Origin of the sequence: Kitasatospora sp. NPDC058218, assembly GCF_042882445.1 — a bacterium.
Lineage (GTDB): Bacteria > Actinomycetota > Actinomycetes > Streptomycetales > Streptomycetaceae > Kitasatospora.
In genome coordinates, this window is sequence record NZ_JBHVWC010000071.1 from 1 (window position 1) to 14,166 (window position 14,166).

General features: G+C 63.4%; 15 protein-coding genes. 14 read left to right on the top strand and 1 reads right to left on the bottom strand.

Going from position 1 to position 14,166, the window contains the following annotated elements; translation table 11 throughout:
- The first annotated feature begins 242 nt into the window (after nucleotides 1–242).
- The 13 genes from ACFVYI_RS34905 to ACFVYI_RS34965 all read left to right on the top strand — a co-directional run bounded on the left by ACFVYI_RS34905 (nucleotide 243) and on the right by ACFVYI_RS34965 (nucleotide 12,025).
- Complete coding sequence (locus tag ACFVYI_RS34905) at nucleotides 243–1,172, top strand: hypothetical protein (protein WP_387893026.1); 930 nt, start codon at nucleotides 243–245, stop codon at nucleotides 1,170–1,172.
- A 32-nt stretch (nucleotides 1,173–1,204) separates the two neighbouring features.
- A complete protein-coding gene (locus ACFVYI_RS34910) occupies nucleotides 1,205–1,906 on the top strand; it encodes a hypothetical protein (RefSeq protein ID WP_387893029.1) in 702 nt (233 codons plus the stop codon).
- Between the two features lie 157 nt (nucleotides 1,907–2,063).
- The gene (locus tag ACFVYI_RS34915; RefSeq protein ID WP_387893032.1) at nucleotides 2,064–2,540 is read left to right on the top strand and encodes a hypothetical protein; all 477 of its coding nucleotides are present in this window, start codon (nucleotides 2,064–2,066) and stop codon (nucleotides 2,538–2,540) included.
- 2,639 nt (nucleotides 2,541–5,179) lie between these two features.
- Nucleotides 5,180–5,935 (top strand): hypothetical protein, encoded by a 756-nt coding sequence (locus ACFVYI_RS34920; protein WP_387893034.1) that lies wholly within the window; start codon nucleotides 5,180–5,182, stop codon nucleotides 5,933–5,935.
- 318 nt (nucleotides 5,936–6,253) lie between these two features.
- Nucleotides 6,254–6,604: a hypothetical protein gene (locus tag ACFVYI_RS34925; protein WP_387893037.1), complete on the top strand. Its 351-nt coding sequence runs from the start codon at nucleotides 6,254–6,256 to the stop codon at nucleotides 6,602–6,604.
- A gap of 22 nt (nucleotides 6,605–6,626) precedes the next feature.
- The gene (locus tag ACFVYI_RS34930) at nucleotides 6,627–6,884 is read left to right on the top strand and encodes a hypothetical protein (protein WP_387893039.1); all 258 of its coding nucleotides are present in this window, start codon (nucleotides 6,627–6,629) and stop codon (nucleotides 6,882–6,884) included.
- Nucleotides 6,885–7,174: 290 nt separating this feature from the next.
- The gene (locus tag ACFVYI_RS34935) at nucleotides 7,175–7,969 is read left to right on the top strand and encodes a hypothetical protein (protein ID WP_387893041.1); all 795 of its coding nucleotides are present in this window, start codon (nucleotides 7,175–7,177) and stop codon (nucleotides 7,967–7,969) included.
- Between the two features lie 128 nt (nucleotides 7,970–8,097).
- Nucleotides 8,098–8,622, top strand: coding sequence for a histone-like nucleoid-structuring protein Lsr2 (locus ACFVYI_RS34940; RefSeq protein ID WP_387893044.1), 525 nt, complete (start codon nucleotides 8,098–8,100; stop codon nucleotides 8,620–8,622).
- Nucleotides 8,619–8,867, top strand: coding sequence for a hypothetical protein (locus ACFVYI_RS34945; RefSeq protein ID WP_387893047.1), 249 nt, complete (start codon nucleotides 8,619–8,621; stop codon nucleotides 8,865–8,867). The genes ACFVYI_RS34940 and ACFVYI_RS34945 overlap by 4 nt, the downstream gene beginning before the upstream one ends.
- Complete coding sequence (locus tag ACFVYI_RS34950) at nucleotides 8,867–9,145, top strand: hypothetical protein (RefSeq protein WP_387893050.1); 279 nt, start codon at nucleotides 8,867–8,869, stop codon at nucleotides 9,143–9,145. The genes ACFVYI_RS34945 and ACFVYI_RS34950 overlap by 1 nt, the downstream gene beginning before the upstream one ends.
- 82 nt (nucleotides 9,146–9,227) lie before the next feature.
- Nucleotides 9,228–9,419 carry a hypothetical protein gene (locus tag ACFVYI_RS34955; RefSeq protein WP_387893052.1) on the top strand — a complete coding sequence of 64 codons (192 nt, stop codon included), beginning with the start codon at nucleotides 9,228–9,230 and terminating at the stop codon, nucleotides 9,417–9,419.
- 12 nt (nucleotides 9,420–9,431) lie between these two features.
- Complete coding sequence (locus ACFVYI_RS34960) at nucleotides 9,432–10,883, top strand: DUF3987 domain-containing protein (protein WP_387893054.1); 1,452 nt, start codon at nucleotides 9,432–9,434, stop codon at nucleotides 10,881–10,883.
- A 323-nt stretch (nucleotides 10,884–11,206) separates the two neighbouring features.
- Entirely contained in the window at nucleotides 11,207–12,025 is an 819-nt protein-coding gene (locus tag ACFVYI_RS34965; protein WP_387893057.1) for a hypothetical protein, read from the top strand.
- Between the two features lie 224 nt (nucleotides 12,026–12,249).
- Here the strand turns inward: ACFVYI_RS34965 and ACFVYI_RS34970 are convergent, their stop codons facing one another.
- On the bottom strand, nucleotides 12,250–13,284 hold the full coding sequence (locus tag ACFVYI_RS34970; RefSeq protein WP_387893059.1) for a Scr1 family TA system antitoxin-like transcriptional regulator: 1,035 nt from the start codon (nucleotides 13,282–13,284) through the stop codon (nucleotides 12,250–12,252).
- 400 nt (nucleotides 13,285–13,684) lie between these two features.
- On the opposite strand from ACFVYI_RS34970, the gene ACFVYI_RS34975 reads away from it, so the two are divergent.
- A complete protein-coding gene (locus tag ACFVYI_RS34975) occupies nucleotides 13,685–14,146 on the top strand; it encodes a hypothetical protein (protein WP_387893062.1) in 462 nt (153 codons plus the stop codon).
- The last annotated feature ends 20 nt before the right edge of the window (nucleotides 14,147–14,166 follow it).

Here is a 14,166-nt window from a genome sequence, read left to right on the forward strand (position 1 = left end):
GGCCGGATGTGAGGCACTTGACAAAGAGTAGTCCTGTCCTGACCTGCAAGAACGGGAAGCCCCCGCCGATCCGGCGGGGGCTTCAGCTGTTTCCTGGGGGCCTAAGTGCCTTGACCGGAGCCCGGAAGATCGTGGTACGGTCCCCGCATTGAAAGATCCCCGCACTGCAAGCGCGGGGCTCGCACAGACGACCCCGGCGAGGTTGCAGCCTCCCGGGGTCCGACACCGAAGAGGTCACTTCGATGCAGATCGAGCGTACCCCGCATGAGCGGGGCTTCGTCATTATCCCCAACGGGATCGCCCAGTCCGATGAGCTGTCGCTGACGGAAATCGGTCTCCTGGTCCGCCTGCTCTCCCAGCCGAACGGCACCTCCGAGACTGTCCGCAGCCTCACGGAGAACGTGGCCGAGGGCCAGGCCCGAGTCACGAAGGCCATGAAGGGCGTCCAGGCCGCCGGCTACGTCGTGTGCACCAAGGTGCAGAACGACCAAGGCCACTGGTCCACTCACGTGGCCGTCTACGACCGTCCGCAGACCGGGGGACCGAAGGACGAGACTCCGCAGCCCGGCAAGCGGCGGTGCCGGATCTTCGGGACTAACCCAGAGGGAAAGAACCAGGAAAAGAACCCCACCCCTACCCCTGTCGCCGAAGAGGCCGTCTTGACGGCCGAGGTCGAGGAGGGGCGGGAGGGCATCCAGCAGAACAACGAGCACCAGGACCAGGCCACGGCTGACGCCGCGGCCGTCCTGGGCCGTGTTGGCCAGATTGAGCGCCGGCTTCGCCTTGGTGTCCCGGAGATGCTTCGCCTAGCCCCGCTTGCTGCGGAGTGGGTGGCCCGTGGCGCCACCGAGGCAGAGATCCGTGACGCCCTTGTTTCCGGCCTGCCTGCCAAGGTGGCCCGGCCGGCGGCAATCGTTGAGTGGCGTCTCACGAACAAGATGCCGGCCGTCCTCGTTCCGGCCGTGCCAGTTGTCCCGCTGGTCGAGTGTGGCCAGTGCAAGGCACCTCTGCCCCGTGGCCAGGAAGCCGGAATTTGTGGCCCGTGCGCCGGGGTGGCCCCGCGCGCCACTGCATCGATCGACAGCCTTGATTGGCGCGATACCCGGAATCGTCCCGGGCTTGTGTCCCCTGCCGCTGGCGTTGCTCGCGCCCGCGCCGCCCTGGGTCTCTGACCCTTCCGAACCTGGCCTGAGAGGGGACACTCATGTCCGCTGTTGTTTCTGTTGACCTGCCCTGGTTCGCCAAGGCGACCCGGAAGGTTGGCGCGCCGGCCGCCTTTGTCGCCGCCCTGGTCATGTCCGTCCCGGGCGAAATCCACCTCGCTGAGGTAGCCGGTTGGTCTCCGGGGTACGCCCGACTGATGCCGGTTTGTGTCTCGGTCTACGCGGCGAGCGCAGCCGTCATGGCTGATGTGGCCCGCCGGTTTGATCTGCCAGGACGGAAGAGTGCCCAAATCGGAGCCATCCTTGCCTTGATCCTGGCCATCTTCGCGCAGGACATATCCCACCTGCTCCAACTTGGCTACATGGGCACGTCGGCCACTCTCGTCAAGTGTGTGAGTGCAATTCCGGGGCTGGTCGTGGCTCACCTGCTGCACATGGGCCGTGGCCCCCGTGAGACCGCCATCGAGGTGGAGGCCCCCGATGCTCCCGAGACCGACGAGGGCCGGGAGGACGGGCAACTGTCCCTGATCGACATGGAGACAGGAGAGGCGAGGCCGCGGCGAGGAAAGCGGGGCAAGCCGAAGGTGGCTCCTGAGGTAGTCGAGGCTGCTGCCGAGAAGATCCGGGCCAAGGGCGAGAAGGTCACCGGGCCGGCCTTGGCTGATGAACTTGAGCTCTCCCGCCGGTCCGGGAGCAGGTACCTCAAGGAGCTGTCCCCGACCCTCGACATAGAAACGGGCTGACAGGCCGGAAATACGAAGAGGCCCCCGCACTCACGGTGCGGGGGCTTCCTGGCGCGACACTCCTGCGGTCACGCGACGGCAAGGGGTCGAAACCGAGCCTGGGTCGAGCTTACCGAACCACGTTCATCCGGTGAGACCAACGGGCTAGGGTGCCGACATGGCCACCCTGCTTGAGACTGTGCGCCGCCTTGAAGGTGACGCCCCCAACGCCCTGCTGACCTTCGCCCTGGCCACCAAAGGGGTAGCTGAGGCGGCCGGAGTCACTGAGGCAACCGCCAGACGGCGCCTGATCGACGCCATCAACCACGGCCTCTTGGTCAAGTTGGTCGAGGACACCCCGCCCCGTCACCTGGTTCGACTGCCCGATCCAGCCGAAGGTTGGACTAATGCCTACCTGACGCCTTCCCCCTTGAGGGTCACCCAGCCGGTTGAAGTTGCAGCCAGCGACCATGAGGCCGGCGCCGCAGCAAATGGCCAGCGCCGACAGTTCGTTGCCACTCCTGAACGGCTGGAAGAGGTTCGTAGGTGGGTAAGCAACCACCGCTTCGGCTCGATCCGGGCCGCGAATGATGCGCAGAGGCCAAGGATGCGGAAGAACAGGCGGGTGCCCGGCGCCGGAGTGATCCAGGCCTGAAAATGCAGCAGGCCCCGGGGATCCATGCCCGGGGCCTGCCTACCTGCATCTACGAGAGCCTGACTCCCGCAAACTGGGTGCACCTGTCCATCCTAGAGGGTGACAGGCGGGTCACTTGCCGGGGCATATAGAACCCCCGGCAATAAAGATGTATGTGTCAAACACTCGGCTGTTCGGATGTTGCCACCGAAAGAGTGGGGCAGGTCACAGGACTTGGCCGGCACTGTCCTGGAAATGACGAAGCCCCGTCTCAAGGACGGGGCCAGTCGACCCCCGCTGACGCGGGGAGAGGCGAGGATTGCTCCTCTTGTGCCTGTCGGAGTGCGACGGGCGACCCCCGCTCGCGCGGGGAAGACGGCACAACAGCCCTCCAACCTGCCGACCAGAGGCGGTTGACCCCCGCTTGCGCGGGGAAGGGCTGCATCTGCCTTGGAGCGCAAACTCCGCATGGCTGACCCCCGCATAAGCGGGGAGTTTTGGAGTGTGCGCGAGCACACCTATGTTGCGATCCTCGGCCGCCCCGAAGGCCGGCCGCCATCATCGTTCCGGGCTTCCCCGGTTCGACGGGAACGACTCTGCCACGGCCCAGTGACAGCGTGCAAGCGCCCTGGCCAAGACCCCTCGAACGGGTGATGCGAGGCCAGTTGAAGGCCTCAGGAGCCTTGGAACGCTGGTCTACCGCCTCCAGCGCGCCGGCGCCCTCCTTCTGCCGGCCGGGAGGGCTTCAGGCACCTCACCGCGGCCTCTAATTCATTCATTCAGCACCCGTTGAGCTCCGCGGGGAGCCTTCAGGGCCCCGAATCGACTTCAGAGAGTCACTGAGAGCCCCTTGAAGGGCTCAGGAAGGCCCCGGAGGGGCCCCAGGAGGCTCTGTGAGGGCTCCGAGCCAGCTTGACAAGTCCAGTGAGGCCGTAGGCCGGTACAGGACGTCTCCAGCCCCGAAAACTTTCATACCCGTACACGGTGGAAGGAAGGCACCCCCGGTGGGTCCTGTGTGAACGTATGCATGGATTACCCCCGGGTACACAGTGGGAGTGATCACGAATGAATCAATGGGTATGACCAGCCAATTCATTCATGCGCACAGATATGTGACGTCATGTCAGCTCACGAGCCACCCAAGAGGACTAGACCACGTGGACTGGACCATCGAGATTCACTGACACGGCATCAGATACACGAGTGACGAGTCATCAGATAAGCGCTTGCTTGCCCGATACGACACCTAATGTCTGATTCACTCTCGCTCGTGTCATGCTCATGAATGTGTGTGTTATGTGTAGCTCACGCAGTGATTGAGTGCATGCAACTGGGATATCTCGTGCAAGTGGTAACGCATACGTCTCGGAATGAGCGCGCTAGCGTAACAGAATATGACTACTCTATGTAGTGTTTCATATGCTGAAGTAATCGCCGGCGATTAAGTGTCCTACTTTGGGCTATTGACATTCACGATATCTGTGATAGCGCGCACATGCGCTCTCCCCTATATGCATAGAGCGGCCTCGCCAGTGACTTACAGTGCGGGAAGTGCTACATAGAGCATTGGGTGCGATCTCGACCCAATGGGCGGACCAGTTGCCTTTCAGTGCGGGGATCTCTAACGTTCTGGGTGTCGGAAAGAGCGCAACGCAGAAAGCCCCTCCGGGAAGTACCGCCCACCGCAACAGCGGGGGACGAGGGAAACCGAGAGAACGGGCAGCGAGGCTCACCGACGGGGCGTGAAGACACCGCCCCCAAATCCACTAAGTGAATAGCGAGAACCCGCACGGAGGGGCCGCATAGGCGCCGTACGAGGGGAAGCAACGGCCCGGCAGCGACCGGATAACCGCTAACACAAGACATGAGGCATGCCCACTGAAGCGAATAGGTGGGATGAACGCTGATCGCCCGACCATATGCCACCTAGCTAGGTGGCCGGTTACGGAGCACGGGAAAGCGAGACTGCCTGATAACCGGACCTGATCACCCGGCATGGATAGATCACCGCATACACAAGCCAACACCATTGCGTCTGGCAGCGCGAAGGATGGGCGACTGATACTCGCTCTCTGGGATGACTGACCTTAAGCGTGTGAGGCATAGCGCGACAGGGAGCGCCAAAACCACCCTGTAGGACCGTGCAGGGTCACACCGGCACGGTTCGCTATGCGCCCCTAGTAGAGGCGCAGAGCTCTCAATTGCCAACCTAGGAGGATTGATGTCGGACGCGGAGACTCATGTTAAGACGCCGTGCGGCTGCATAGTGCGCGGTAACCGTCACACCTGGGACTACCACCAGTACACCGTAGAAATTCGAGGCCACTACGGCCACGTGATTCGTACTGTCGACGTCCCTGCCAATGATGCGGAACACGCTGAATCGGTGGTCCGGAATCGCAGTTACGCGGGTGGAGTGCGCGTTCATCCGGCCAGTTGGACCTATCACAGCATTGGATACGCCGTTATGCGTGGTCAGTGCTGCACAGCTTATCGGCCGTGCACTGGATGCATGAACCGCGTGCTCGATGGGATAGCCATGTCCTAAAACTTACAATGCGGGGATTTGAACGAGCCTAGTCATCCCGGACGCGGTATGTCCGGGGTGGCTAAGTCCGGTCGAGTCGACTGGCAACACACCTGCTACCGAAGGAATCGGCATGAGCACTGCGACCGTTGAGATCACCCTCTCGGAAGCTATTCACAAGTACACCAGTCAGAACTACGTCTATGCCCCGTGGAACTTCGAGCACACCGCCGAAGAGAACGGGTGGGCGTCCATTGGCATGATCTGTGACGCCATGGGGTCGCCGGTCGGTAGCAGCACCAACAGTCGTGATTACCAATACGTCACTCACACGTATGCGCTGCACGCCAGCAATGCGGAGACGATCGAACAGATCCTTGGGGAGGAGTCGGCCGGCCTGGAGTGGGCCCATGGTCCCGGGGACTGCTATGTCTTCAATGCGGATCACGCGGCAACGGTTGAAGCGGTCGAGGGTATCGAATCCAGGCTCGCGAACTACGGGATCCTCAACGAGGATCGCATGTCCGAGCTGGAGTATGAGGAAAACCACTCGGATGAGTTCGAATGCAACTCGGGGGATCCGGATTGCGGCTGTGAGGCCAACACGCATTCCTGCCGAGAGGAGTGGTGGGGCGCCATTGACAGCGGCAGGGATGACGCCACGGCCGATATCTACTGGTGCCGGTACTGCAAGGACTGGGTGGCCGTGACGGACGCCGACCGGATGGACATTGACCGTCGGATCAACGGTCGTCGCATGTGGTGGCAGTTCACCCGGGCCGACTTCTCGCCCGCCGCTGCCAAGCGGCACGAGACCGCCCAGAAGCGCTACCGGGACGAAATGCAGGAGTGGGAATCCCTGGGACAACTGGACCTCTTTGCGGCCTAATCTCCTCCCCAACGTGTGACTGGAGAATCAAATGCGCAACTTCCTTGCCCGCGTCGCCCTCCTAGGGGCGCTGGTGGGCTCATTCTTTGTCGGGTACGCGGTTAACTCCCAGCGTCCCGCTCCCGATTCGTCGGTGATTACATTCAATGACGGATTCGCCGATTCAAAGGCGGACGACTGTCACCAGGGATTCCAACCTGCCTGTGACTGGATTTCCATGAACTGAGTGACCCGCTTTGGTTGGGTCGGGCTCCGCCCGGCCTTTCCATGGTCTGTCACTCGACAGAACTTCTCTTCCACCTCATGAAAGGCACTACCATGCGTACTCTCGTCCGTCGCATTCTCGCTCGATTCGGTTACGTCAAGACAACCCCGCTTACCCAGGATGAGGCCGATCACCTCATCGACGTTGCGCATGGATATTCCGCCGCTAATGCCTTTGTTGAGGCATGGACGACGTCCGGCCTGGCTTATGAGCTGGTCGGCTATTACGACTGCACCCTTACTTGCAGTGAGGCGGAATCCATGGCCGATCTCTTCCGTGCTTTTGGTTACGAGAACACGGCCGACGACATCATTGCCAGTCACTCTGAGTCTGACGAGTGCGGCGACTCGCACCACTCGTGCGATGACTGCACAAGTGACGACGAATACAACACGGCTGCCTGATCTACCTAAAGGGATCTGACCAATGAATCTGCGGGAAAAGGTCGAAGAGATCATTGCGGGCCACAATGAGGCCCAGGCCAATTGGGAGGCCACGCTCCGAAAGGAGTTGAAGACGTATGACCCCAACAACGAAGAGCAGCCTTGCGAGGACGCGGAGATGGGACTTTATGACGAACTGTGCGGACTGAGGCACGTGGATAAGTCGGCTGACCTCGATGTGTACATAGATGAGCTGGAGGATTGGCTCAGGCGAAACAAGGCCCCGGATGTTAATCGGTAATGGCAATCATCTGGCATGAAGGGATGTTCAAATGCCCGAACTGCGGCGACTGGTGCGATGGTGGAGAACCGAACGTCCCGTGCACCTGGTGCTGCGTGCACTCGATCTGTGACGTCCCGCACGAGGAATGCGATTGCTCGGACTGTGAGAGCAACCCGTGCGAGCTAGCCGGGTGCACCTACCCGAATTGTGAATCCGTGTGACCCGCTTTGCTCTAGGCCGTCCCTCGGGACGGCCTTTTGCATGGCCTGTCAGCCGACAGGACTTCCACCTAGCCGAAAGGCAATTCAGTGAGCAACTGGACCGACACCCGGGACGGTTTCGCCCGACTCGGGGCTGAGTACACCCCCGACTACAGCGGATACGTGATTAACGTCCGTGACGAAGGTGAGGACTGGTACGTCTACGCGTGGGATGAGCGGAACGGAGTCACGGCCTACCTGGCTCGTGCTGCTACGGAGAATGCGGCCCGGGAAATTCTGGAGATCCACGCGGGTCTTCGGCACTCCGGATTCCTGTGCGAGGTGTTCGTCAGTGACGAGGTCGGGCACTGCCCGGAGGGCGCCACTGGGGTCCGGTGGACGGACTCCAAGCGGACCAGTGGGCGGGTCCGTGTGCTGCTGTGCCCACATCACGGTGGGGTGTTCGACGACTGGGCGTGGTCGCCGATCTCCCAGTACCGGGCCGAGTGGGGCATTGCTTTGGAGGAGAGCGGCATCCCCGGCGGTCGACGGGGTCCCCTCCGCGACGGCGAGTCCACATGGGTGGTCGAGGTGGACCACACCTGCCAGGCCCCCTATGTGCGGAACACCCTGCGTCGGGCGTTGGCCAAGACCGCGCCCACCTGGTCCAGTTCGGACTACGTGAGCGCGGCCCGTGCGCTTGTGAAGTCCCTCCCGGATGAGGGCCCGTGGTACCTGACGCGGGTTGAGCTCCACACCATTCGGATTGCCCTGGAGCGACGTCGGGCCCGGTACGTGCAGTGCACGGCCCCCGGCAACTGCGACGCGCACACCGTCATCACGGAGCGGATCACCGAGGCGAGCGAGCACGCGATCCGGCGCCGTCAGCAGGACCTCAGCTAGTCGCTTGCGTGACCACCAGGACCCCGGCCTCGCGGCCGGCGCCCCCTTCCCAGGGAGAGGACTGCCCTGCGGCCGGCCTCGGGATTCTGGCGGTTGCGTTGGCCACTAGACAGAGAGGAAAGCGGTCAGTGCTTGAAGAAATGATCCGGCGTGCGCTGGACGAGAACGACGGGGAGATAGCACAGGTCCCCCTCCTCCGGTACATCGGGCCCGCTGTCAGATCGGCCGACATTCGGGCCGTCGTGGATTCCATGCCGGACGTGGTCTCGTACTTCGGAGATCCCCAGGAGGGTGGGAGGTGTCCGCTCATTCACCGGCTCCTGAGAAAGTCCGACGTTTTGGAGTTCATTGCATCCAAGGGATTTCGGTACTCCGAAGACGACGGGGTTCCGAACTCGACTGAGGTTCGGTATTACCTCGCTGAGAAACCGAGGGAAGACGCTCGCCAGGAAAGGGCGGCGGTCGAGCGGAAGCGTTGGGAAGAACAGTCGGCGAAAGCTGAGGAGTCCCGCCAGCGCGCGGAGCATTACGCCCGCCATATGAAGCTGTGCCGCGAGTGGGGTAACGCGAATGGCTTCACAGTGGGAACGCGAGGGGCCATCCCCAAGGCCGTGCGCAAGGCATACAAGGAAGCGACGGGAGTAGAGCTGTGAGCATGATCAAGCGGTATTCGCAGGACGCGGACGCGGTGGAGATTCGAGCGGTCGAGGTTGCTCGAATTCAGGACCCCCGGGCCTGCCTGGTGGAGCTGTCGGAACTCTTCCGGGAATGTGGAAGGCTTGCGGCCGACTACAACGACCCGGAACGGGTGGCGCGAATGCTGGTCGAGGACGTAACAGAGACTTGGCAGGCGGAGCGCTGGAATATCCGTCACCGGGCGGAACTGGTGGCAGCGTGATGAAGATGTTGACCCGGGGAACGCAGGTTACCCAAGCACTCGCGACGCTGAAGATATCCAACACCTACGCGGATGGCGTCGAGATTGAAACCGTCGTTGACACCCTAATACCTCTGCCACTGCCCGAAGAGGGCACCGGTGAGAGGGAGGATTGGGAATACGAATACATCTTCCTTCACACCGGGACGGGAAGGAGCGGAGATGCCTGGTACACGGTCGACGTAGCCACTGCCTCCGTTCCTGAACTGAGGGGGCTTGTGTTCGAGTTCGGCGGATAGGTGCGAACGCTTTTGGTGAGGCCGGATCCCCTTCGAGGGCTCCGGCCTTTGCCATGGACGCTTGCAACTACGGAGGAAAAGCATGGCCAGGAAGGTAATCGAAAAGTTGGACTGCGACGGCTGCCTGAAGAAGGAGGGGAAGGAGGTCGACGCGGTCATGAAACTGATCATTGGCCCCGACGAATATCACTTGTGCGGACCGCACGGGGAGAAGTTCCGGGCCCTTCTCGCCGAAGCCCTCGGCACCACCACTGACACCGCGCTCAGCGCGTAAGGAGAGAACACCATGAGTCCGTTTGAGCAGATGAAGTTTGGCCCCCTCGGTGACGCGGTTGCGGCTGCCATGCCCACCAGCGAGGCCGACCCGGTGGGGGTGTGGGCGGCCTGCCTGTCCCTGTACTCAGCCGCGATCAGCCGGAACGTCCGGCTCGACAACGGCAGGCCGGTGGTCGTGTGGACGGTCCTGGCCGGCCGATCCGCCATCGGTCGCAAGGGGTACGCGCTTGGCACGGCCAAGCACGTCCTGACGCCCGTTATCGGGGGATTCCTCGGGGCCCGCACCCGAGACGGTGTCTCGTCGGGCCCGTCCCTGGTGGACATGCTCAACAAATTCGAGCTGGAGACGACCGGTCACGAGGACGGGATAGACGGTCGGGCAATGTTGGTCGAGGAGGAATGGGCGGCCGTTCTGAAGACACAGAAAAGGTGCTCCAAGTTCTCGACGCTCTTCCGAACAGCGTGGGACGGAAAGACCATTAGCAACCGTACAAAAAAGGAAGGTCTACAGGCGGTCGCTCGTCCCTTGCTGGGCTTTCACGCACATATCACGCCGGGGGAGTGGGCCAAGTACGTGAGCGCCAGCGAGGCCCTGGGCGGCTCATACAACAGGTTGCTGCCGGTCCTGGTCGAGCGGTCCAAGATGCTGCCCTACGACCACAAGGCCGGCCCCGTGGACGTCAAGGGGTTGAGGGCCGCCTTCAACTGGGCAACCCATGACGGCCGGATCATGACCTTCGACCGGGCGGCCGGCCAGAGGTACGACGAGATCCGGGCCCAGGTCGAGGACCGCATGGCCGAGCTGCCCGAGCTGCTGTCCAGCTACATGGAGCGGGCGGCCGAACAAGTCCACCGGATCGCGGCTGTCCTCACCGCGACGACGCGGAAGACGAAGATCAGCCGCAAGGCGGTAGAGGCCGCGTGGGCCTTCGTGAGCTACAGCATGGCGTCCGTCGAAAAGCTGGTACGGGAGGCTGCCGACCAGGCCGTGAAGCCCGTCAAGGGCACCGATGAGTTGGTCCGGGAAGTTCTTCAGCGGTACGAGGGGGAGGCGAACAGCACGCTCCTTCTGCGGGCCCTGGGCACGCGGGTCACTGCCGCCAGCCTCCGGGCCACGGTCGAGAAGATGGACGACGTCACGGTAGAGACGGTCAGAACGGGTGGCCGCGGGGCGCCCAGCATCGTGTACCGGCTGACCCCTCCGGAGACCTCGGCCGAGGTCCAGGAGCCGGAGGCTCCCGCCGCACCGACGGCGGTTGAGGCGGGCCCCATCTCGCGGCCGGCCAGGCGCCCGAAGAAGGCGGTCGGCTCGGTTGAACGGCCGTCCGGTAAGCCGGCGCTCCGCGTGGTCGGGTCGGCGGGCCCGGCCCCGAAGAGGGTCAAGGCCAAGACGAAGGCGGAGAAGCCAGCGGCTTCGGTGACTGCTGAGTCCAGCCCGAACCCGTTCCTCGCCCTGCTGTGAAGCACTCGCTTCGAGGGCGCCCGCAAGGGCACCTGCAATGCACTGAATGCCGGGCCGGATTCCTGAGTAAGGAGTCGGCCCGGCTTTCTTCTACCCGGTGCCTTGGGTTCAGGCTCCCGCACGGGCTGACCCGAGACCACGTCGTCTACCCAACTTGGTACGACCAGGGAAGCGGCTACGGCCCAGACCGTTTGTGCGACGAACCCAATTGCTTCTGCCAGAAGCACGAATGTGACTGCGATGTATGCGAGGGACGCCTCCGCGTCCCCTCGCTGAATGTCCTTCTCGACAGTCGAGAAGGCGAATCCCGAGAGGAATCTGAAATGACCGGCTCCGAAATGCACCTTCCCGCTACCCTCCGGAAGCACATCGTCCGAAAGTTCGAGCCCGAGACGCAGGCCGGATACGACCTGGTGACGGCCTGCAAGGCCCTGGACATGGGTAACTCGATGCACTCGACCACGGTCAAGGTGTCGAACGCCTCGCTCGGTGTCGCGCTCGACATCTGCCGGGAGTGGAAGGCCAACAGCACGAACGGGAACGAGGTTCAGACCGCAAAGACCGTGCTGACCCGTCACGAGCTGGACCACGAGCCGGAAGACCCGCGTGAGCGTCGACACGAGATCAAGTTCCCGGCCTCGCTGGCTCACTACCTGAGCGTGGAGAAGGCGCGAGGCGAGGACCCCGAGATTCTGGCCGACCTTGAGCGGTGCACCTGGGCCAAGACCAACACGCAGGGCCGAGTTCGGTACGCGACGCTGACATGGATGCTGAAGACGGCGGAGGCGTGCAGCATCCACCTGAGCGGGCCCGAGCAGCGGGCGGGGAAGAAGTTCCTCGCGGCCTACCTGCCCGCCTGGGAGGAGACCGGCCGTCTGGTCGCCAAGCACGAGAAGGCGGCTACCGTGACCGACCCGACGCCGGCTGAGGTCGACGTCATCGAGGACCAGGACCAGGACACTGGCCCGGAGTTCCCGGCCGCCGTCGAGCACGAGCACCAGGAGCAGGAGAAGGACCAGGCGGAACCGCCGGCCATTCCGCGGGGACCGGTCCCGGAGAACTTCGTCTTCATGGCCGAGCACGCCGACACCGAGACCGCTCGCGCCTGGTGGGCCCGGAAGGTTGAGCAGTGGAGCCGGTGACCCCTAGCTCGATGCCGCTGAAGCGCCCCCGGTTCATCCGGGGGCGCTTCGCGCCTTTGGTGGCACGGTGGAGAAGCGGCCTGGTATGGCACGAAGAATCGTGGGCGTCGGAGAGCACCAGCCGGCCGGTGGGCAGCCAGCTGGCGGCCGAGGGCGTCACCCTGCCGACTGCCTAACGACAAGAGGCCCCCGCCCTTGATGGGGGCGGGGGCCTCTGCTGGCTGTCAGACCTCGCCGAACTCGCCAGCCTTGACGCTAGCGACGAACGCGGCGAAGGCGTCGGCCGGAAAGACAAGTGCGGGGCCCTCCGGGTCCTTCGAGTCGCGGACGGGCATGATGCCGGCGTACCCGTCGGCCACCTCGATGCACTGGCCTCCGTTGCCGCTGTAGCTGCTCTTGCGCCACGGAGCGCCGGTCAGGTCAACCTTCATGTCGAACAGTCCCCTTCGTGCATTGCGGATCACTGTAAGTGACGCTGCCTGTGACAGCGCCTCAACCTGGAGCAAATCGTATTCCCTTGCCCACCTGGACGCGGTCGCTCGGTCGCTCTCCAGGTAGCCGCGGTGGTGTGTCTCGGTGTACCCGAGCAGAGCACCGTCAGCGAGTTCCAGGAGTGACACGGACCGCATGAAGGGGCGAAGGGCGCCCAGACTGTAAGGCGCGATCTGGACGACGTAGTTGGGGCGGGAAGCCAGCTCCTCTATGCGATCGAGCTGACCGGACAGAACCTTCGCGCCGCCAACCTGAGTGTAGAGGCAACTCTCGTCCAGGATCACGTGGATGAGAGGCGCCGGCTGGCGGTCGATCCTCGCCTGCCTGTCGAGTAGGAGCCTGAGGCGTTCGGCGGCCTGCTCGACAGTCGCGCTGCCACGTGCAACTGAGGCGTCCTCCAGAGCCTTTGCGTACTCGGGAGTCTGAAGCAGGCCAGGCACGATGCCCAGTTCAAACAGCTTGATGACCCGGGCCAGCCTCTCCTTGGCTACGTACTCCTCGTAGCCCGGAATCAGAGCGGTCCCCTTGAGGCTCCAGAACGTGATTTCGAGCGCATCGCCCGAATCTAATGCGCTGTCAGATGCACGCACCCAGTCAAGTGTGGGATGCCGGGTACCTCTTTCGAGGTTGGAGATCTGACTGTCACTCAGGCCCGTGATCTTCCCGAGGTCGATCTGTGTGAGGCCGGCCGCCTTGCGTAGCCTGCGCACTTGGGCACCGAACGCTTTGAGGGGGGAAGCCGAGGGGTCGAGCTCAGTCTCAGGCATCGTCAGACCTCCACTGGGTTGGCCATTCCACTGCGGAAACTGTCAAGTGGAAAACCCTTCCGATGGTAGGGGCCCCGGGCCACCATGGCTACACCAGGTGAGACGCCGAGAGCACAGCGCTACCTACGGAGACCCCCATGCCCAGACGTCCGAGCAAGCCCGTTTACAAGCCCCAGGTGGGTGAGGTCGTTCGCGATCTCGCCCGGCGAGGGCCCGACGGGAAGCCGGCTGAGGGCATCTACATGGACACGCTTGGACGCCTGGTCTTCCTGCGGCCGGAGAGCGGAGGCTGTGAGTGGACGACCAACCCGGACAGGGTTCAGCCGCTCGACGTGCCGCGCTTCTTGGATGTGCAGCACCCGAGTCGGCCGCGTGGGACTGACGCCGTAAGCAGCGTGGCATGAGGCCCCAACTCGGCCTTCTGGGGCCGCTGTTGTACAGCGCTACCGTCATCGGAAGCGGGCTCGCCGCCTTGGCGGTCGGGTACCCGTTGCGGCACGGCCCGCTCCTCCCCTGGCTCCTGGTGGTCGGCCTCGTCTTCGGCGCTGGCTCGATCGGAGTCCTCCCGGCCTCGGCCGGCTGGCTCCGTCGTACGGATCTGGCGGCCAGCGAGAAGGCCGGCCAGGGCGCGGACACTCTTCCTGAGAGCTCCCTCCCGGCGGGGCATCTGTGGAAGCTCGGACGGTGCGTGTCCTGCTTTGGGAAGCTCACCCTGGTTGCACCGGGGTTGTACTACCTGCGTGAGGACGGGGAGTACGTGAACATCCTGTCCTGTGCTGAGCACCATCGGCGCTTCATTCGCACGGTGCACCAGGCTGCCATGAAGGCGACCTTGGCCCCGTATGGGGAGGGCGTTGAGTGATGCGGCCCGACATCAGCCAG

What these genes read in the sequence shown, in the direction of transcription:
- ACFVYI_RS34905 (WP_387893026.1), top strand. Translation starts at nt 243, where the DNA reads ATGCAGATCGAGCGTACCCCGCATGAGCGGGGCTTCGTCATTATCCCC.
- ACFVYI_RS34910 (WP_387893029.1), top strand. Translation starts at nt 1,205, where the DNA reads ATGTCCGCTGTTGTTTCTGTTGACCTGCCCTGGTTCGCCAAGGCGACC.
- ACFVYI_RS34915 (WP_387893032.1), top strand. Translation starts at nt 2,064, where the DNA reads ATGGCCACCCTGCTTGAGACTGTGCGCCGCCTTGAAGGTGACGCCCCC.
- ACFVYI_RS34920 (WP_387893034.1), top strand. Translation starts at nt 5,180, where the DNA reads ATGAGCACTGCGACCGTTGAGATCACCCTCTCGGAAGCTATTCACAAG.
- ACFVYI_RS34925 (WP_387893037.1), top strand. Translation starts at nt 6,254, where the DNA reads ATGCGTACTCTCGTCCGTCGCATTCTCGCTCGATTCGGTTACGTCAAG.
- ACFVYI_RS34930 (WP_387893039.1), top strand. Translation starts at nt 6,627, where the DNA reads ATGAATCTGCGGGAAAAGGTCGAAGAGATCATTGCGGGCCACAATGAG.
- ACFVYI_RS34950 (WP_387893050.1), top strand. Translation starts at nt 8,867, where the DNA reads ATGAAGATGTTGACCCGGGGAACGCAGGTTACCCAAGCACTCGCGACG.
- ACFVYI_RS34955 (WP_387893052.1), top strand. Translation starts at nt 9,228, where the DNA reads ATGGCCAGGAAGGTAATCGAAAAGTTGGACTGCGACGGCTGCCTGAAG.
- ACFVYI_RS34960 (WP_387893054.1), top strand. Translation starts at nt 9,432, where the DNA reads ATGAGTCCGTTTGAGCAGATGAAGTTTGGCCCCCTCGGTGACGCGGTT.
- ACFVYI_RS34965 (WP_387893057.1), top strand. Translation starts at nt 11,207, where the DNA reads ATGACCGGCTCCGAAATGCACCTTCCCGCTACCCTCCGGAAGCACATC.
- ACFVYI_RS34970 (WP_387893059.1), bottom strand. Translation starts at nt 13,284, where the DNA reads ATGCCTGAGACTGAGCTCGACCCCTCGGCTTCCCCCCTCAAAGCGTTC.
- ACFVYI_RS34975 (WP_387893062.1), top strand. Translation starts at nt 13,685, where the DNA reads ATGAGGCCCCAACTCGGCCTTCTGGGGCCGCTGTTGTACAGCGCTACC.